This window comes from Mucilaginibacter sp. P4_E8, assembly GCF_056401495.1.
The window spans coordinates 203964-221837 of record NZ_JBFUJG010000001.1 but is presented as its reverse complement, the minus strand read 5'-3'; the positions used below and the strand labels follow the sequence as shown (position 1 = coordinate 221837).

Here is a 17874-nt window from a genome sequence, read left to right as displayed (position 1 = left end):
TTGAAATTATAAAAAKCTGGGGCAGGACTACCGAAAAACAGGGCTAATATAAGGGCGTTTTGAAACGCCTTTATATAAGGGCATCACGCCCTGAAGACATCATGATCTAATATTTTCCCAAAAGAAAAGGCAAAGCAAAATGGCAGTTTAATTTATATAAATCCTACAACGTTTTGTGCTGCAGGGTTCGGACTATCCGGTTACCCGTTCTACCACAATGTTGCAACCAGAAAGGTGAGGGTTGCTATCACCAAACCGTATATGAAAACGCTATAAGCTGTTCTGAGCAACCGATATTTCTTTGCCAATGCCATGCCTTGTCCATGTATGTTGTAGATCAGGTTACTGTATAATTTCTCCTTGTTTTCCATTATCTCCAGCATTGCTAAACGGTACTCTTCTTTTTTAATATTAAAAAAGTTCCCAAAGAAAAGCAGATCGGTTTCGTTATTTTTCAGTTCGTCCTGCGTAAAACGGCCCGAAAATATGTGCGGCCTTGTCGCGAGTATGGCAAACACCATGGCAAATAAACTTACACCTATCAGTATAAATGTTGGCCACAGCAGATAAGACTGTTGGGCAAGCCTGCGCAAAATGAGACTGATGACTGCGGACAGTATGATGGCGTTAACCGTTATAAGAATGTGAGCTTTGTTATCTGCCATATCACTTAAACGCTGATTATTACCGGAAGCTATCCGGATCATTGTTTCTATCCCTTTTTCAGGTATTTCCTTTTTTTCCATGTTACCTGAAATTTCAGCCTCCGTTGATTTGCAAGCATTGATGATCAGCTGCTCTCCAATCCCGGCCTTCAGATTTTTATCCACCCTCGGTTTTAATAGTTCAAGAGCGTAAAATGTTTGGAATTTATAACGGGCAGTCCATTCATAAGTTTCTTTTAACCAATCGCTTGTATCGATTTTTCTTGCGGAAATCCATTGTTGCTCTTGTCGCTGCAATTCAACTTTTTTCATGAAGGATTTTGTACCCAGATAATAAAATATGGCATCGTGCAAAATTCGCGCAAGCACATCCTCCACATCTTCCGTGTCCGGCTGTGTCATAATAATAGACGAGATCCTGTCAATCAGAATAGGTTCAACATCATTAGCGGCTAAAAATTTGGTTGCCAGATCTGATGCAGCCCCCTGGTGATCTTCCTTACGGATCAAATAACCTGTGGTATGAAACCAAGCTGCGGCAAGCAACATGAAGTGTTCCTTTTTAGATAGCTCATATCGAACCGCTATTTTCTCTGCGGCTTTTACTACACTTTTGGTCCGGTTATAAGTATGAAAACTTAATCCGGCTTTGTGATGTTCTGTGAAGCATTTTTTTACAAATTGGCGGATATGATCCAGCAATAAAGCTATATCCATCATCTTTTTATTTATTACATTATAAAAGGAAAGGTATTCTCATTTATGTGTTATTATCAAATCATTCCCAAATTGCAATGCCACCAGAGCCCCATTTAATCTGGCTTTTTTTATGGCCAATTGATAAGGTTACCTGATCAAGCTCGTTGTCAATGAAATCAAGCTCAGGCTTACCTAAGCTAATTTGCATAGCACCCGCATTGCTGATCGCCTGTTCTGCATTTCTGGCTCCGGCCAATACAATCGTTATTCCAGGTTGTAAAGTGGTCCAACGTAATACCAACTGTGCCACCGTCGCATTTTTATCTTTGGCCATCGGTTCGATCCTGTCAAGAAAAATTTTAATTTTTTCAAGATGAAAATGATTGAAATAATCATTCCGGTGATCATCGGCTTTCAGGCGGGCACCTGCAAAGTATTTCCCTGTCAGCAAGCCTCTTTCCAAAGGGGTATAGGCAATGATTCCTATATTTTCCTGAATCGCATGCGGAATTATCTCCGTTTCAATTTCCCTGGTCAACATGCTGTATGGTAACTGGCTTGATGCCAGCATGATACACTCTTCTGCTGTTTCCATCTGGGCCAGGTTATAATTACAAACGCCCGCAGTAAGGATTTTCCCCTGCTCTGTAAGTCTTTGCAGGGCTTCCATCGTTTCATCAATCCTCGTTGTGGGGGCGTTCCAATGAATTTGCAGCAGATCAATGTAATCTGTGTCGAGGCGCTTTAAACTTTCTTCGGCTTCCTTTATCACGTTTTCTTTTGAAGCGTAGTTATACACAGGGTAGCTTATTCCATTGTTATCTATGGTGAACATAAAGTCTCCTCTCCCGTTGTTACTGCCGTCCCATACCATACCAAATTTAGTTAGCAGTTGTATCCTGGACCGGTCTCTTCCCTTTATCGCTTTACCAATTAATTCCTCGCTCAAACCCAGCCCGTAAAAGGGCGCAGTGTCTATGGTACTAACTCCATAGTCAAGTGAAGCATGAATAGCACTAATTGCTTTATTTGTGTCGGTACCACCCCACATGGTTCCTCCAATTGCGAAACTTCCACAGGCAATTGCAGATAAGCTTAGCTCTGTTTTTCCTAATTTTCTATATTCCATAACTTCGTTTTAAATGAACGGTCCTGCGATCATATTCCACTGGTTCAAGTTCGCTTTAGTTAGTTGTTATATAAAATCATTTAAATAATATGCCATATTAGTTATGTTATAGATTCACCTGATTATGAATCCCTTAGTAAATTCGACATTGGTACCGGCCCGACTAAGGATCATGGGCGTTGAGAAAGTTGTATGCTTAGGCGTCGTGACGGTGATCTTACCTCAAAAAACGAGAAGAATGTTCGAAAGGATGAACCTATTAGATTTTTGATCGGTCGCTTCATGATGATGATCCGAAATTGGAAACAAACTGTTTTAAGAAAGTGTATTTTTATTTTTCGCAGTCATCCGGGGCGTGCCGACCATGTTGGAAATATAACTCAGCACCGGGAAAGATTTAGCTTTCGTCCGAAAACACCGTATAACCCGGTTTCTTTTGGGAATCATTACAAGGGGAAGGCCAGCACCATCGTGCTTCTGAACCCCTGCCTTCGGTTTACTGCGCCGGTTTCCCACATGGCTTTTAATTCTAATGACAGCTTGTTGCGCGTTGTATAACCGATACCAGGTCCGGCGGCAAATACCCGCTCTTTTGTTTCAGAAATCCCGTAATTATTTCTGTAATAATTTTGATCTCCATGATAAGAATCCTGGGTAAGTTGCGTCAGATAATAACCAACTACCCCTATAATCAATCTGTTCACCAGCGTGTATTCTAACGCATAGTTCAGATTGTAAGCAGTGCCTGTCTTTTTTGGCGAACCGATCTCACGGGTATAAAAATACATATTGTTTTTAATGCTTATAGCGAACCTGGCAACGGGAACAGCTGTCAATTCAAAATGAGGGAAGAACCTGTATCGATGTAATCCCGGATTATAATCGAAGCGCTCGTTGAAGGATCCTGTAGGAAAGCTTACGTTAACCCCTAGACGGTAAAACATATCAATGCCTAATAGTTTTTGATCGTTCCATTCAATATACGGTCCAACCAAAAGATCCCCCAACGGGTTAGGGTTAATGTTAACAGGCTTATCCTGTGACGCTGAGGTCGTAACCAAAGGCAAAAGGGCATTGAAAGCAACATTTCCGTTAAGCAGCTTCAATTTTGAGATGAAAATAAGTTGCTGCAAGGTAACAATTGAGGTCAATTTTGGCCCCGGAATCCGATCACCCCTTCCATCCCGCGTCGAAGTATTGGAATAAACCTGCAGGTATTGAACATAGTACCAACCTGGTGCGGACCATCTGCCTGCACCTATGTTATTAAAGCCAAAATTTCCTCCGGGCAATTTCGGATCCTGTGCCCTTGCATATTCGCCGAGCATTAAGAATATAAGAAATAGGATAACATGTCTTCTATTTTTCATGGCATTAGGATTAATCATTTATTTTTCAGCAATCCTGGAAATCACTACTCAAAATCATGTTCGCAATTCATTCAACAAACTTTAACCGCAGTTCAACCAAACCAAGAATGAAAAAAACCTACTCCGGGTCAAACTACGTGGAAACTTGATCGGCGTTCGCGCTTATTAGCCTTTACTGTCCGCAGGCCCTTTCCGACTTATTACTTAAATTTCTCTTTCGACTTATTCTGTTTAGTCAGGATCCTGAACATGGTTGGCAATAAAGTTTGTAGCTGCATTTTTCTGGAAAACAATGTACACCCGTTTCCACGGTTCCTGATTGAGCATCCGCCATTTATGCCCGGTACCGGTTTCATCAGTTGCTAACAATACATCTCCGGGATGAATGGTAAATTTTGCCCCCGTTTGGGTTTCAAATTCGAGATATCCCGATAAGGTGACCACATATTGTGGAACAGGATCGTTATGCCAGTCGGTGAAGGAATCTGGGGGCGATTCCTTAAATAAGGTCCGTTCTGCCTTTACAAATATATCCTCGGCAATAATGCCACGCTTAAAATGGGAATTACCGTCAGCCCCTGAGTACAAAAGGTATGCTCTTATCATGGTTTTATGTTTTAATTTGCATTGCAACCGTGCCTGCCTAATGCATTCTGCCGTGAACTATTACCACGCCAGCGCCATCCATCGAGTCTCTGCATGCGTTTCATGAAGCTTTTTCGGCCTGACGCTTCAAGGTTAGCAACTGCCCCTCTGAACCCGACGGGGCAATGACGCTTTTACCTTTTAGCCAGTTTCATCGGGCCTCCGGTACCTGCTCTCTTTGCTTCTGCAGTTTGATCGAAATCCTTTATGAAGGTCTACAGATTTCTGTGTAAATTAAAATAGCTTAAATGATACTAACAATCAGAAAAGTAATAGCGTTGATTGAAATTCCTTATGCCCTGAAGTACGATGGGGTTGTTGCGCGCATATCGAAGCTTTCGGGTTCAAAGAGAAGCAATAAAAAATAAGAATTCTGCCCGGCGTTATAACCTGAATAATAGCATTTATCAGCCAACCTCTACAGGCTGGATTCCCATCGTTGAACAAGCAATAATATAATGGAGCCAAATCCTTTGCCTAGCAGCTAAAATAACGGGATTTCAGATCTAAAATATGTGTCGTATCAGCTTCTATAATCATGAAATGGGCTTCTCCTGCCGGTAACAGCATCATAAATCTACTGAAATACAAAAGCATGCCCCCCACAATAGAACCTGTGATTTTGTTTCACCGCTGCCATTACTTGATTGATAATAAGTATCAGCAGGCTGATTTTGACCAGGAACATATTCGATCGATTTTTGACTTGTGTTTAAACGTTATGGTTCCGGCGACGAGCAGTCGGTTATGATGACCGGACGGTTCCACCGGGAGGATTTTAAAATTCCCGGCACCGGAACTTGGGGCCGACGATGATTCAGGAGAAAAACTAAATTCATTATTTTTTAACTAATAAATTTAAATATCATGCCAAACAGTAAAACAATTCTGATTACAGGCGCAGGTACCGGACTGGGAGAAGGTACAGCCATCGGGCTTGCTAAAGCAGGTCACCAAGTTATCGCCGGCGTACATATCTATCCGCAGGCAACTGCATTGCGCCAAAAGGCAAAAGAGCTTGGTCTTGAAAAAAACCTGCGGGTTGAAAGATTGGATGTCCTTGATCAATACGACGTGAATAATTCGCTAAGATGGGATATTGATATCCTGGTCAATAATGCAGGTATAGGCGAGACGGGTCCCATCTTCGAAATGCCCATAGAATTGGTTCACAAAAATTTTGAAACCAATTATTTTGCACCGTTGAACCTGGCGCAAAAATTTATTGCGAAATTCATCAGTGAAAAAAAGAAAGGAAAGGTTGTTTTTCTGTCTTCCATGGGGGGATTATTTTTACCTGCTCATTTTGGTTCATACTGTTCTACCAAGCACGCTGTGGAAGCCTTGGCTGAGTCATTGCAGCAAGAAGTCAGGAAATATGGCATCCAGATTCAAACCATAAATCCGGGAGCATTTACAACCGGCTTCAATGAAACTATGCTGGAAACAGCGTTTCGATGGCTCGATGATGACAAAAATTTCACCAAACGAGCAGAGCTACATGCCGAAATCGAAAAGCAGCTGGATTCGCCGGACTGGAAGTTAGTTCCTCAGGAAATGATCGATGTGATGATTAAAGTCATCCCGGCTGACACCGGCAAATTCAGAAATGTATTTCCTCAATTTGTCGAGGATATGCTTAAGGATAGTCAGGCAAAGGCCTGGGAAAATACTATTTAATTTGTCGGGGCGCTGTGTTTTACGGCGCCCCCGGCAAATTATAATCAACGACTCATTTCAAATCGACCTTAACCTCGCAGGAAGTTCTACCAGAATACATCACAAAAATTTACGCATATACAGCGAGTGAGTTAATTGGCTTCCTTCTACCGTCTGGACTGCTCCATTATCGTTTTAGGCTTTTAAATCAAAAGCGGATCGCAACCCGGTTTAACGCTCAACGGTCGTTAAGGTCCGCCCATCCGTAACGCCAGCAACAACATTTCAACTGTCTCTCCCGCTTATCAAGAGTATTATTATAAATATAAAAAATATTATTATAAATATAATAGAGGTTTCAGCCATGTTATTTTGATTAATCCAATTAGTACCCTAAATTCGTATATTTTATATATATACAATCCTATCCAACTGATGATCAGGAATAATTCCTCAAACAAATGACATCATGAGTATTCACGTATCAGCAATAATTAAAAGTAAAGCCGGCTTTGCGGCGGACCTGAAGCCATTTTTATTAGACTTGGTCAATGAATCCAGAAATGAAAAAGCTTGTTTGCAATACGATCTTTATCAGTCAGTTGATAATGAAAATATTTTCATCATTAATGAGGAATGGCTGGAGCAATGGTGGTTTGACATGCATCGTCAACAGGAGTATGTGGATAACTTTACCCACGCTTCGGAAGCACTGATCGAACATTCCATTGTCATGCACCTAACGGAAAAAATAGCGTAAATTCGTCATCATTTTGCCTCACGACCCCACAAACTAATAATATCTAGCTTTAAAGGCTTTCATCAAATTCTGCGGTATGACCTGTCTGTATGGGAACAGGTTTCCTGTTCAGAAGGGTTGTAGAATCCCCCATTTCTGTACGATTTTCACTTCCCTTGCTGTATCGGGTATAGGATATTATTGAAATTAATATAAAGCGAATCCATATACAATTTTTTTCACCATGGGACACGCGCTGGCCGTTTTATTTTAAAAAAGCAAGATGAACGCAACGGCCGCAATAGTTTATAGTTGTTCATACGATTAAGCATGTACAAAATATCTATCAGAAAAATAAAATTTCGCGACAAAAATCTGATATACGACCTTCCTGTGTGATAATTACTTTTGCGGCCTAAATACTTATGACGAACATTTGTGTTTGACCGTCTGCAAAACGGTCACGTTGCCCAATTGAAACCATCCCTAAGGTTAAAGTACGGCAGCGTCGTGTTAATGAGAAACTGATCAAATAAAAATTTTGAAAAATTAAAAAGATCAGCAGCAGTTTCACCAGTAATAGTGCATAACGCAAGCATCCACATCTGCCTATCGAGCGGCATTAGCAGGAGATCGCCATAACTATTTCAGTATATACGCTCATAAAATATAAAAATGACTACCCGAATTATCATATTTGACAACAATACAGAAACGACCGACAAGATCACCAGAATTTTAAACGAAAATCAGGCCTTTCAGGTGGTGGCAGCTTTTGACAATACCTCAACCTGTGTTGACGATGTAATTTCCACACAGCCCGATATCATTCTGATGGAAATCGAAACACCGGGGATTTGCAGCATAGCGGCAGTAACATCGCTTAGCCATAACTTTCCGCATATTCCCATTCTGATCCAAACCGATGTGGACGACGACCGTCGTGTGTTTAATTCTATCATAGCCGGAGCAAAAGGCTATTTATTGAAAAGCCAGCTGGCCTGTTGTTTAAAAAGATCCCTACAGGAACTCAAAAGAGGCGGCTCGCCGATGAGCCCTAAAATTTCCCGAAGCGTGCTTAGCCAGATCCAGCACCAACACCGGCTGAAAGCAAAAATACCGGAAGCCGATCACAAAATTTCCCCGCGCGAGAAAGAGGTCCTTCGCGAGCTTGTACAAGGCAAGAGTTACAAGATGATTTCTTATGAACTGAACATCAGCTACGAAACCGTTCGGAGCCACATCAAGAACCTATCTCAAAAACTTAATGCAACCTCCCTTACCAATCTGGTTGCTAATGCTTTGCATCATCATATTGTGTAGGGCATACTATTTGCGAACGTGCCTGAATCGTTCCAACCATTGCGGTGCGGGTAGGCTTGCTGTATCCGTTTAATACTTAATTGAACATGCTTATATCACCATGAGAAACATCCAATTTCTAACAGTCCTCCTGTGCTGCTGCCATTTTCAGGTCAAGTCATTCCCAAATTTCATTTATATCAGTTTAGCCAATCGACAACCCTCTGAATTTTATTATCAGCTCATAATTATGAATTTTTTATATAACACCAATTCCAAAATGAAAACAATTATTATTTATTTCAGTCTCGCATTTTTGATGTGCAGCCAGATCGCAAAAGCACAAAACAAATTAGTCGCGGGCGAGCACTTTGCAAAAGTCAACGGTATAACCATGCATTACTACGTCGAAGGAAGCGGCCCTGTATGTCTTATTCCTTCACCCGGCTGGGGCATTTCAGTGGATTACATGAGGCCAATCACCGTGCTTAAGAAACATTTTACAGTGGTATGTTATGATACACGTCATACAGGAAAATCAAGCGGACCGGATGATTATAGCAAATACACCGGAAAATACTTCAGTGAAGATATGGATGCCCTTAGAACATTCCTCGGCCAGCAGAAAGTCTGGATTGCCGGGCATTCCGGCGGAGGCTTCCAGGTACTGCGATATGGAATATATTACACTGGGAACCTGAACGGCATCATCGCGATAGATGCGCTGGCAGCGGCTGATAGTACCTACCTGGCAGAAGCTCATAAACAAATGCAAAAACGTTCCGAAAAACCCTACTTCACCTGGAAAAAGGCAAATATGGTGCTGGGTATCGACACTACGAAAAGGACCTTAGAAGAAGATCTTTCCCAAACATTTGAATTCTATTTCCATGATCCATCAAAAATGAAAATGTTCCCTTCCAATTACCTGCTGAATGATCAGGTATGGGACTATACGGGTAAAGCCGAGCTATTCGGTGAAAACCTTTTGCCTCAACTTCATAAAATTTCCGTGCCTGTTCTGGTACTTGCCGGGGACGACGACGTGGTTTGCGATCCGATTTCCCAGGCCGTACGCATTTATCAGCGGCTACCCAACGCCAGCATAGCTATTTTTAATAATGCAGGCCATTGCCCCTGGATCGAACAACCGGATGCATTCAATGCCGCTTGTGAAGCGTGGCTTAAAGAGCACCTGACCCCAGGCTCATAATCACTAGCAAATAGCACGTGATTACGACGATGGATTTGACGAGGTTAAATTTTTCATCATGCCGCAAGATCCCATTTTTCCAGTGAGTAAATATGCACGGGGCGAGAACTTCACGAAACCTTTTGCCCCGCGCCTTTCATATTAATAATTTATTTGCGGAAGACGATGTAAAAATTTTCAATCCTGTAGCGATCCGACATTGAAGTCGCTAACGTATGAGTTAGCAATGCCAAAAGGAGACCCCATTGTAAAATCGATAACCAGTCTTTTTTCCGCTTAAAATAAAACCATGTACACCAATACCATATACACCACCGAATCAAATAAGTTTCCTTTTGCCGCGATTATCATCGCCTCTCTCGGATACTTCGTAGATATTTATGATCTGCTACTTTTTAGTATCATCCGTGTTCCCAGTTTAAAATCGTTCGGTTTAAACGGTCGTCAATTTTTCTCCATTCCGCCAACATTAATTCGTACAATTCGTCATCCGATGAAGGTTGAGCTATGTAAGCCATTAATTCCATGAAATCCCGGCGCGCAATTTGATTGTTAAGGTATGCGGTAAAGAGAATTTTCAAACGACTTTTAGTCACTTTTTAAGCTTTTAACAGATTATCACGGGATGCGCCTAATGCTTTGAAATCAATCGTTGTTAATGCGCTCACTACGAAATCTGTCCCGCCCGCAAAGAATATCCAACAGTTGATTGGCATGCCGTATAGATATTTTATTCGCTTCTCAAACTCTTTACCGGGTTAGCCAGTGCCGCTTTAACAGCTTTGTAGCCTACGCTCGTCCAGGCAATAACAATTGACGCCAATATCGCTACGATAAATATGTCCGGGCCAATGGTAATCCTATAGGTGAAGTCCTGTAGCCATTGATGCATGAAGTAGTAGCCGATCGGGGCTGATATGGCGAATGCGATGACGATAAGTACGGTAAATTCTTTGGAAAAAAGGTACACAATATGCCCTACAGAGGCTCCTAATGTTTTACGTATGCCTACTTCTTTAGTGCGTTGTAAAGCCATGAACGATACAAGACCATATAGGCCAAGGCACGAAATGAATATCGCTATACCGGCAAAAATTTTATAAAGCGTGGACAGTTTGTCTTCGTTCCTGTAAAAATTGGCGATTGTCTTATCAAGGAATTGATACTCATAGATACCTTCCGGGAAAGTTTTATTCCATAGGTTTTCAATATTTGCAAGGGTTTGCTTCACGTTCCGGGGCTCGATTTTGATATTCAACTTTGCATACTGCCCCTTCCAGGGGCCCATCAATACAGGCGGGATCGCATTACGAAGTGAGGCCACATTGTAGTCTTTTACCACACCCGTAATCCGGGCGTTTAATTTCTTGTCATCCCAAAGCATAATGTATTTGCCTATGGCTTGCCTGGGGTCGGTGATACCAAGCTTATGTATCAGCGTTTCATTAACAACATAACCTGATACGGTATCCGTTTTCTTATATGGACCACCGGCTAAAAATTGAATATCGTATAAGCTGAAATAGTCAGCGTCGGCCCATTTCAGGCAGGCGGCAAAGTCGACCTGTTTGGGCGAATTATTGAATTTAAAATCACTGAACCAGCCGCCGTTATCCGACGGACCGTACAGGCTAACGCTTACGTCTTTTATTCCCGTTTGCTTTAAAAGCTGATCTTTCAATGCGTTCACCCTTGTTCTGCTAGTGCTATCCCCGGGAAAAGGAACAGTAATCACAGCCTCTTTATTAAACCCGAGTGATTTGCTTCCAAAATAATTCATCTGGTAGACCAATACCAGCGTGCCGATCACCAAAAACTGCGCTATGCAGAACTGTGCAACCACCAATACCCTGCGCAATGATACCCCGCTCGTGCGTCCGGCGTTGATCTTATTCCTCAATGCCGCTATCGGGTTAAATCCAGATAGCACAAGCGCCGGATAAAACCCGGCCAAAAAGGTTACACCAATGAGCACTCCCGCTAAAAACAAGAGCACCATTGGATCAGCCAGGAAATTTCCGCTCAGCTGTATCTCGAGCAGGTTATTCAACATCGGTAAAGCCACCATGGAGATCACAGCAGCGAGTACAAGCGCAAAAAAGGTAATAATCAAAGTTTCGCTGATAAATTGCAGCACCAATTGATAGCGGTTGCTGCCCAGAACTTTGCGTATACCTACTTCTTTCGAACGATTTACAGCCTGAGCAGTAGCCAGGTTGATAAAGTTAACGCAGGCTATGATCAGCAGGAATAAACCGATCAAACTAATTACACTAATCAATTGCTTACTGAACGGGTGCCCGCTGTACAAACCTGTTTCTGTGTTATAATGCATCTCTTTCAACGCCTGTAATTGAAAGATCCTACCTTTATTGTACGGCGCGGGCACATGCTTTTTTGCAAACGCGGCAAGGTCGGTGTTAAATTGTTTTTCGTTTACCTGCGGAGGCAAAATGATATAGCAATTCCGGTCGCCAAAAGTACTTATCCAATCCTGTGCATTGCCGCCAAGATCTCCGCCTTTTTCGATAAGTGTGACCCAGGAAAGCGCAAGTTTCATAGGGAAATCAGTATTGACCGGGGTATTCTCAAAGATCCCCGTTACTTTAAAATCGCGCTTGTTTTCGTATCGCACTATTTTTCCCATCGCGCTATGCCAATCGCCAAAAAATTTATCAGCTTCATCGCGGGATAATACCATGGTGTTGGGTTCTGCCAAAGCGGTATGTTTATCTCCCGCCAGCCACTTAAAATCAAAAACCTGGAAGAATCCAGGATCGGCGTAATAGGCCAGATCCTCTTTAAATTTCTTCAATGCCCCCCCATTGCGCCCCTCACCCACAGCGTAGTGTGATCCGTCATTTTTCATGATATTGGCGAACTGCTTTATTTGTGGGAAATCAAGCTTCAACCCATCGGTGAGTGGTAAAGGCGTCCCGCCACCGGCATGCGTTCCATCCGGACCGCTGTTTACCGTCACAATACGATATATCCCGTCTTTATTAGTATGGTAGCTGTCAAAGCTTGTTTCAAACTGAACCACCAGGAATATGAGCAGGCAGGCGGCGATACCTATGGCCAGGCCAGTAATATTGATCGTAGCATAGCTTTTATTGCGCATCAGGTTGCGCCAGGCGATTTTGAAATAATTTTTAAACATATGGTTGCGCTTTACTTTGTCATGTGACCACTTGGTAGGAGGTTCATGCTTCAAAATTAACGGCACAAACCGGTCGCGACTGCCCAAATGATAAGTTGGGCAGTCTTTTTTCAGGTTATTTTTGTATTCCAGAGGTGTTTTGCCAGTCACGTTCTTAAAAATCCGTGTAAATGTGCTTTGGGAGTTAAAGCCCGAGTCATACGCGATTCCCAGAAGTGTTAAATGATCAAGTGCGGGGTCCTGCATTTTTCGGACCGCTGCCTGAACCCGGTATTCGTTGATAAAGTCATTAAAGTTTTTTTTAAGGGCTGTATTGATGATCCGCGAAAGTTCATGCGGATGCAGTTTAAGTTTGTCGGCTAAAGAACTTAAGCTCAGCTCAGGGTCCTCGTAATAGAGGTTGGCTTTCATCATATTTTTCAACCAGGCGCTTCTGTGCTTCAGTTCAGCCGGAATCAATACATGCTGAAGCGGAGCTCTTTCCACCAGCCTGCTAACTTCCGGCCTCAAATAAATCATGATCGTAATCCTGATGAAAATGACTGCGTTTAGGAGATACAATGGGTAAAAGGAGCGTGCACCCAAATGATTATGGTAATAAAAATAATCCACTGCGGTAAAAGGTATCCATAGCAGCCATATCAGAACAAAATATTTCAGCAGGCGATCCAGCCATTGGAATTCATGCCGAAAGCGGTCACCCGCTATAAATTCCATCCTATGATAATGGCTTTCGATCAGTTTCCGGCACAAATACAAGTAAATAGTAACCGAAAAAAATACCAGTATTTGAAGTAATGGATTCCATTGCTGAAAGATCAGCGTATCGTAGGTGGGTTTTCCCGTGTTCCTGCTTTCATTGATCTGTAATATCAGGGCACCCAATTCCAATAGTGCAGGGCCGAAATGCAACAGATCCTTCAAGCGGAATTGATATTGCGGACGGGTAATTTTTAAGACATAAAAAAATATCAACGGGCCGATCGCCAGTGAAAAGTTTAAAGGTAACCAGTTCCAGCGGGGGAAATAATAATCCAGACCTGCGTCCCTTAAGAGTACCCATACCAGCCCCAACAAGGCCAGACCCAAGGCCGAACTTAAAAACCGGTTTGCAGCCCGGTCTGCTTTTTTAGCGAATCCTAATTGCAGCGCAAAAGTAAACCCGATAAAAATCAGCCCCAGAAAGGCCAGGTCATAAATGTCGATATGAAATATATATGAATTCAAGTATTATTAGTATCCCAAACGTTGTTCCAAATTTTTAACTAATTGATATATAGGAAATTACCATTTAACAGCATAAGTTACTTGTACCGAAAGCGAACGTCTCCATGTCCGCTATTAGCATATTCCATGGAGTTGGATGAAATTAATGTTTTCTATGTTCAATATTTGTTTGATGTTGTAGTTCTTTTTTCACCATCATGGGATAGCAACGGAATCCTGCGAAGCAGATATAGCGAGCCCGGCCCGAAAAGGATGCCATTGGAACGGGAAATTGTACTACAGTTTGGCAGCACGATGATGTAATAATTATCTTTAAAAAGATATAGATTGTGTAAATAAATATTAAGCTATGGGCGACGAAATATGCTGTAAAAGTACGATCCAAAATAAAAGACCACCTGTTAAATAAAACGCCATATTCTGCCATGCATTTCCGATGTTTAGATATGATTCAATATTATCTATTATACTCGCTCTTATGAGATTCGGCATACAAAAACTTTTATTCAGATGACTAGGTTTGACGAATAGCAATCCACGATAGGTAACTGACTTTGAATTTAGCTATGAGCGATGGTACTAAATTTTGAGGAAAATCTTATTGCGGTATAAAAAGTACAACAAGGTAAGCTGTACAATAAGAATGGATATAGCCACCCATACCGGTTGCCAGTTTTGAGCCAGATGACCAATAATCCCTCCGAAGAAAAAATTGGCTGTATGCTGGAAATCGATCATCCCTTCAGCTGCAAGATAGATCACTACCGAGTTTACCCCGATCAACACAAAAGGAAACGCCCACTTCCTGTACCCGGCAACATCTATCACCAGGTAAAATACTGATAGGAAAACCAGGCTCCACCCGCCTACAAGCAACACAAATGAGCTCGTCCATAAACGTTTATTAATAGGGAAAGCAATATTCCATAGTAAGCCTACTCCGATAAGTAAAACACCGGCTCCAAATAAACAGCCCCCCTTTTTCCACATCGGCCATTTTGCAGATTCAAGCTTCAGGAACTGTCCTGTAAAGATGCCTAACACGGCGGTACCAATAGCAGGAATAGTGGATAATATGCCTTCTGGGTCATGCACTTTATCATGCAGCCTGCCAGGAAGTAACAAACGGTCGATGTAGGATTCCAGGCTGCCATTCATCGTTAACACCCCTGCCCCGTAACCAGGCACGGGGATCAGTTCCATTAGGGCCCAATAGCCCAGCAATAAAATACCGAACCATAATACCTGCCCCCGCACGTTAAAATTAAGGTAAATAACGCCCGCGAAGAACCAGGCAAGCCCGATACGTCCCAGTACACTTGCAAACCGGGTATTCTCCAACCCGTTAAACTTAAACAAGCCGTTAACAACTACCCCTAAAAAAAGCAGGATAATGGTACGCCTGATCATAGAACCATAAATCTTCCGCTTAGGGGCGGATGGTAAAAGGTGTGGGTAAGCTACTCCATACTTACCGGCTTTACCGCCCATTGAATAAGGCATGGAAACCCCTGCGATAAACAAAAACAACGGAAAGATCATATCATAAAAGGTTATCCCGTTCCATTCTGTATGATGCAGTTGTCCCGACATCCATACCATGAGCGGCCAACCAGTTGCCTTAGCAAGGGCATGCACTACACCTTCCCCACTCATGATCCAAAACATATCAAAACCACGAAGTGCATCTAACGATAATAACCGTGTAGGCTTGGTAACAGTATTTCCAGGTTTAGCTATTGATGTATCCATTATTTAAGATCGTTACCCATGTTTGCTCTGTATTTTTCATATAACTGTTGCGCAACAACTGTGCTGCTGCCGGCAGGAGCAACAGGGTAAGTTTTGGATGAATTAACCCATTGCCATTCCCAGTTGCTTATTGATTTGTCAAACAGCTTAAAGTCCGGCTCTTTACCTGTTTCTATTGATCCATTCAGTAACTCAAAGAATTTTTGCCAGCGTACCTTGTAAAAATGATTAAGCAAACCGCTCCATTGCCTACAGGAGTATTCATGCAGCGGACTATCCGCATCGCCCCAAAGTGTTACCAGGTTACGGGCATTTTTTTCGAAAAGTGCTTTTTCACCGGAGGTTGTTCCCCAGCTACGGGCATCGGCTATCCAGGGGCCAAGCATAAAATCTTTGCGGGTGGCCAACAGCTTATCCATATCGGTTATCAGGTTAAGGTATTCAGTAGTATACTTGTCAAAAGCTTTATCATCTTTATCATGATATGCTTTAATCCATTTTAACTGCAGCGGTCTGCCATAGTTAGCCAGTACCTGCCGGGTTACATCAACCAGGTCATAATTAAAACCACTGCTTTGTTTGCATGCGGGTATGGCGGCAATCATTTTGTCCCAGGCAGGCAGCAGGTCTTTGCGGTTATAGTTTAATCGGGTACGTGTCCATACGGCAGCCGAATCAAGCGTTGGCCGACCGGTGATGATCGACTCGGCTCCGTCACGGATATCCTTGCCATTAAAAACGGTAGTCCTGAGTGTTTGCCAGGCATCCAATGCATCCTGGCTTTTCACCCCATAACGGTTAAATAAGTACTCCGGAAGCCATTGATCAAGATCAATGGGTTTCTTTTGCCAGGTATTTTGCGTCATCAATTCATAAAGCACCGGGGTTTGCTCAATAGCCTCCATCGTTAAGCCAATACCCACCATACGCCCCGATTTTGGATCATTAAGGGCCTGTGCCGGCTGCGTTGCTACGGCCTCTATCCTACCAAATAAATTGTTGTTACCACCATAATTATGCAACATGTTCCAGATCCAGGGTTTGCCGTAAAACGCCTCGGTTCGTTTCCATATAGGTTCATAATCGGTATTGAGGTCAAGCACGATCATATGATCATCTGGCACCGCATTCAGCAACGCTTTGATCTGTTCGTTTTGCCAGAATTTACGGTCGCTAAAAAATAACCAGCCCTGCATTACCCAAACAGCTTTTGGATCAGCCCCTTTCATACCGTCTAATACTCTTGCACTTAGTTCTGACAGAAATTTAGGATCATTTGAGGGCGGCTCGTTCTCATTAAAAGTATCGGCAGAATACAAATGATCGGTACCATAAACCTTGGTTTGCTCCTGTATGAATTTCTTACCTATTTCTGCAAATAAAGGATCTTCCGAATCAAGGATATAAGTATCGGCAAAGCCATTGTTCCAGTTGGTTTGTTTGAGTTTAGCATTGGGAAAATGCGTTTTAAATGATGCAGGAACATGACCTGTAAATGCAGGAAGTACCGGTTTTATCCCCAGCTCACGCTCGCGCTGCAATATTCTAACCTGCAGATCCTTATGACCGGTTATCCAGCTTGCGGGCAGCGGACCGTCCCATTTATCTATATTGCCCATATAAAACCAGCCAAAATAGGCGGGGCCGGTAAAAAAGCCCTGCATGTCTTTATTACTAAACCCCATGCCTTTATAAACTTTATCCCATACGTACTCCTGTCCGGTTATGGCCAGCGGCATATTGATACCGTGAAGGGCCATCCAGTCAATTTCCTTTTCCCATCGCTTCCAGTCCCACCAGCTCATGCTATAGCTATAGGTACAATAGTTAAGGTAATACCTGTACTGGTAAGGGGTAGTTTTATGGATCTTTTTGGCTGGTACAGGCAAACGCGCAGGTAAATTAAGGTTAGTTCCGTTCCAGGTGATCTGGCAATGCGCATATTCGGTGAGGTAATAATATAAAGCCGATGCCACCGCTATGCCGTTATTGCCCCTTAATATGATTTTACCCTTATGCCCTTCTACTTCAAAAACGTCCCGGGCTTCACTTTCAGCGAGCGGTTGAACAATAAAATTTTTTGCGTAACCGGGCACCACCCGTTTAATTAAAGCATAAGAAGGTGGTACATGCAACTGCGCCCTGACCTTGGTTGTTGCAACAAACATGCCGCACAACAATATATAAATGAAAACCTTTGTTTTACCAGTCATTTAATTCATGTTTTGGGTCGTTGAATTGTTATGATATGCCTGCGTTTTATCGGCAGGCTGAATGTCTTGCAACAATTTAACTTTGATCTTATGAATGTGAA

The 17874-nt window shown here is 42.5% G+C and carries 11 protein-coding genes; 4 read left to right on the top strand and 7 right to left on the bottom strand.

From position 1 onward, the window contains the following. Positions 1 to 209 precede the first annotated feature (209 nt). From AC1DRQ_RS01120 to AC1DRQ_RS01105, 4 genes are all read right to left on the bottom strand, one after another. Positions 210 to 1385 carry a Pycsar system effector family protein gene (locus AC1DRQ_RS01120; protein ID WP_477421799.1) on the bottom strand — a complete coding sequence of 392 codons (1176 nt, stop codon included), beginning with the start codon at positions 1383 to 1385 and terminating at the stop codon, positions 210 to 212. A 58-nt stretch (positions 1386 to 1443) separates the two neighbouring features. Next, positions 1444 to 2493 (bottom strand): aldo/keto reductase, encoded by a 1050-nt coding sequence (locus tag AC1DRQ_RS01115; RefSeq protein ID WP_477421797.1) that lies wholly within the window; start codon positions 2491 to 2493, stop codon positions 1444 to 1446. A gap of 446 nt (positions 2494 to 2939) precedes the next feature. Further along, positions 2940 to 3881 carry a SphA family protein gene (locus AC1DRQ_RS01110; RefSeq protein ID WP_477421795.1) on the bottom strand — a complete coding sequence of 314 codons (942 nt, stop codon included), beginning with the start codon at positions 3879 to 3881 and terminating at the stop codon, positions 2940 to 2942. A 213-nt stretch (positions 3882 to 4094) separates the two neighbouring features. Continuing rightward, positions 4095 to 4469: a cupin domain-containing protein gene (locus AC1DRQ_RS01105; RefSeq protein ID WP_477421793.1), complete on the bottom strand. Its 375-nt coding sequence runs from the start codon at positions 4467 to 4469 to the stop codon at positions 4095 to 4097. Between the two features lie 906 nt (positions 4470 to 5375). On the opposite strand from AC1DRQ_RS01105, the gene AC1DRQ_RS01100 reads away from it, so the two are divergent. From AC1DRQ_RS01100 to AC1DRQ_RS01085, 4 genes are all read left to right on the top strand, one after another. Continuing rightward, complete coding sequence (locus AC1DRQ_RS01100) at positions 5376 to 6188, top strand: SDR family oxidoreductase (protein WP_477421791.1); 813 nt, start codon at positions 5376 to 5378, stop codon at positions 6186 to 6188. Between the two features lie 448 nt (positions 6189 to 6636). Further along, a complete protein-coding gene (locus AC1DRQ_RS01095; RefSeq protein ID WP_477421789.1) occupies positions 6637 to 6927 on the top strand; it encodes a putative quinol monooxygenase in 291 nt (96 codons plus the stop codon). A gap of 654 nt (positions 6928 to 7581) precedes the next feature. Then, positions 7582 to 8229 (top strand): LuxR C-terminal-related transcriptional regulator, encoded by a 648-nt coding sequence (locus AC1DRQ_RS01090; RefSeq protein ID WP_477421787.1) that lies wholly within the window; start codon positions 7582 to 7584, stop codon positions 8227 to 8229. Between the two features lie 259 nt (positions 8230 to 8488). Beyond that, the gene (locus AC1DRQ_RS01085; RefSeq protein ID WP_477421785.1) at positions 8489 to 9421 is read left to right on the top strand and encodes an alpha/beta fold hydrolase; all 933 of its coding nucleotides are present in this window, start codon (positions 8489 to 8491) and stop codon (positions 9419 to 9421) included. 730 nt (positions 9422 to 10151) lie between these two features. Here AC1DRQ_RS01085 and AC1DRQ_RS01080 read toward each other — a convergent pair. The 3 genes from AC1DRQ_RS01080 to AC1DRQ_RS01070 form a co-directional block, all read right to left on the bottom strand. Next, positions 10152 to 13808: an ABC transporter permease gene (locus AC1DRQ_RS01080; RefSeq protein ID WP_477421783.1), complete on the bottom strand. Its 3657-nt coding sequence runs from the start codon at positions 13806 to 13808 to the stop codon at positions 10152 to 10154. A 579-nt stretch (positions 13809 to 14387) separates the two neighbouring features. Continuing rightward, positions 14388 to 15560, bottom strand: coding sequence for an acyltransferase family protein (locus tag AC1DRQ_RS01075; RefSeq protein ID WP_477421782.1), 1173 nt, complete (start codon positions 15558 to 15560; stop codon positions 14388 to 14390). Continuing rightward, positions 15560 to 17773 (bottom strand): alpha-N-acetylglucosaminidase, encoded by a 2214-nt coding sequence (locus tag AC1DRQ_RS01070; RefSeq protein WP_477421780.1) that lies wholly within the window; start codon positions 17771 to 17773, stop codon positions 15560 to 15562. Before AC1DRQ_RS01070 ends, AC1DRQ_RS01075 begins: the two co-directional genes overlap by 1 nt. Positions 17774 to 17874 lie beyond the last annotated feature (101 nt).

Excerpts from the sequence above, each read along its gene's own strand:
- AC1DRQ_RS01115 (WP_477421797.1), bottom strand. The coding sequence starts at position 2,493 with ATGGAATATAGAAAATTAGGAAAAACAGAGCTAAGCTTATCTGCAATT.
- AC1DRQ_RS01095 (WP_477421789.1), top strand. The coding sequence starts at position 6,637 with ATGAGTATTCACGTATCAGCAATAATTAAAAGTAAAGCCGGCTTTGCG.
- AC1DRQ_RS01075 (WP_477421782.1), bottom strand. The coding sequence starts at position 15,560 with ATGGATACATCAATAGCTAAACCTGGAAATACTGTTACCAAGCCTACA.
- AC1DRQ_RS01110 (WP_477421795.1), bottom strand. The coding sequence starts at position 3,881 with ATGATTAATCCTAATGCCATGAAAAATAGAAGACATGTTATCCTATTT.
- AC1DRQ_RS01120 (WP_477421799.1), bottom strand. The coding sequence starts at position 1,385 with ATGATGGATATAGCTTTATTGCTGGATCATATCCGCCAATTTGTAAAA.
- AC1DRQ_RS01085 (WP_477421785.1), top strand. The coding sequence starts at position 8,489 with ATGAAAACAATTATTATTTATTTCAGTCTCGCATTTTTGATGTGCAGC.
- AC1DRQ_RS01100 (WP_477421791.1), top strand. The coding sequence starts at position 5,376 with ATGCCAAACAGTAAAACAATTCTGATTACAGGCGCAGGTACCGGACTG.
- AC1DRQ_RS01070 (WP_477421780.1), bottom strand. The coding sequence starts at position 17,773 with ATGACTGGTAAAACAAAGGTTTTCATTTATATATTGTTGTGCGGCATG.
- AC1DRQ_RS01090 (WP_477421787.1), top strand. The coding sequence starts at position 7,582 with ATGACTACCCGAATTATCATATTTGACAACAATACAGAAACGACCGAC.
- AC1DRQ_RS01105 (WP_477421793.1), bottom strand. The coding sequence starts at position 4,469 with ATGATAAGAGCATACCTTTTGTACTCAGGGGCTGACGGTAATTCCCAT.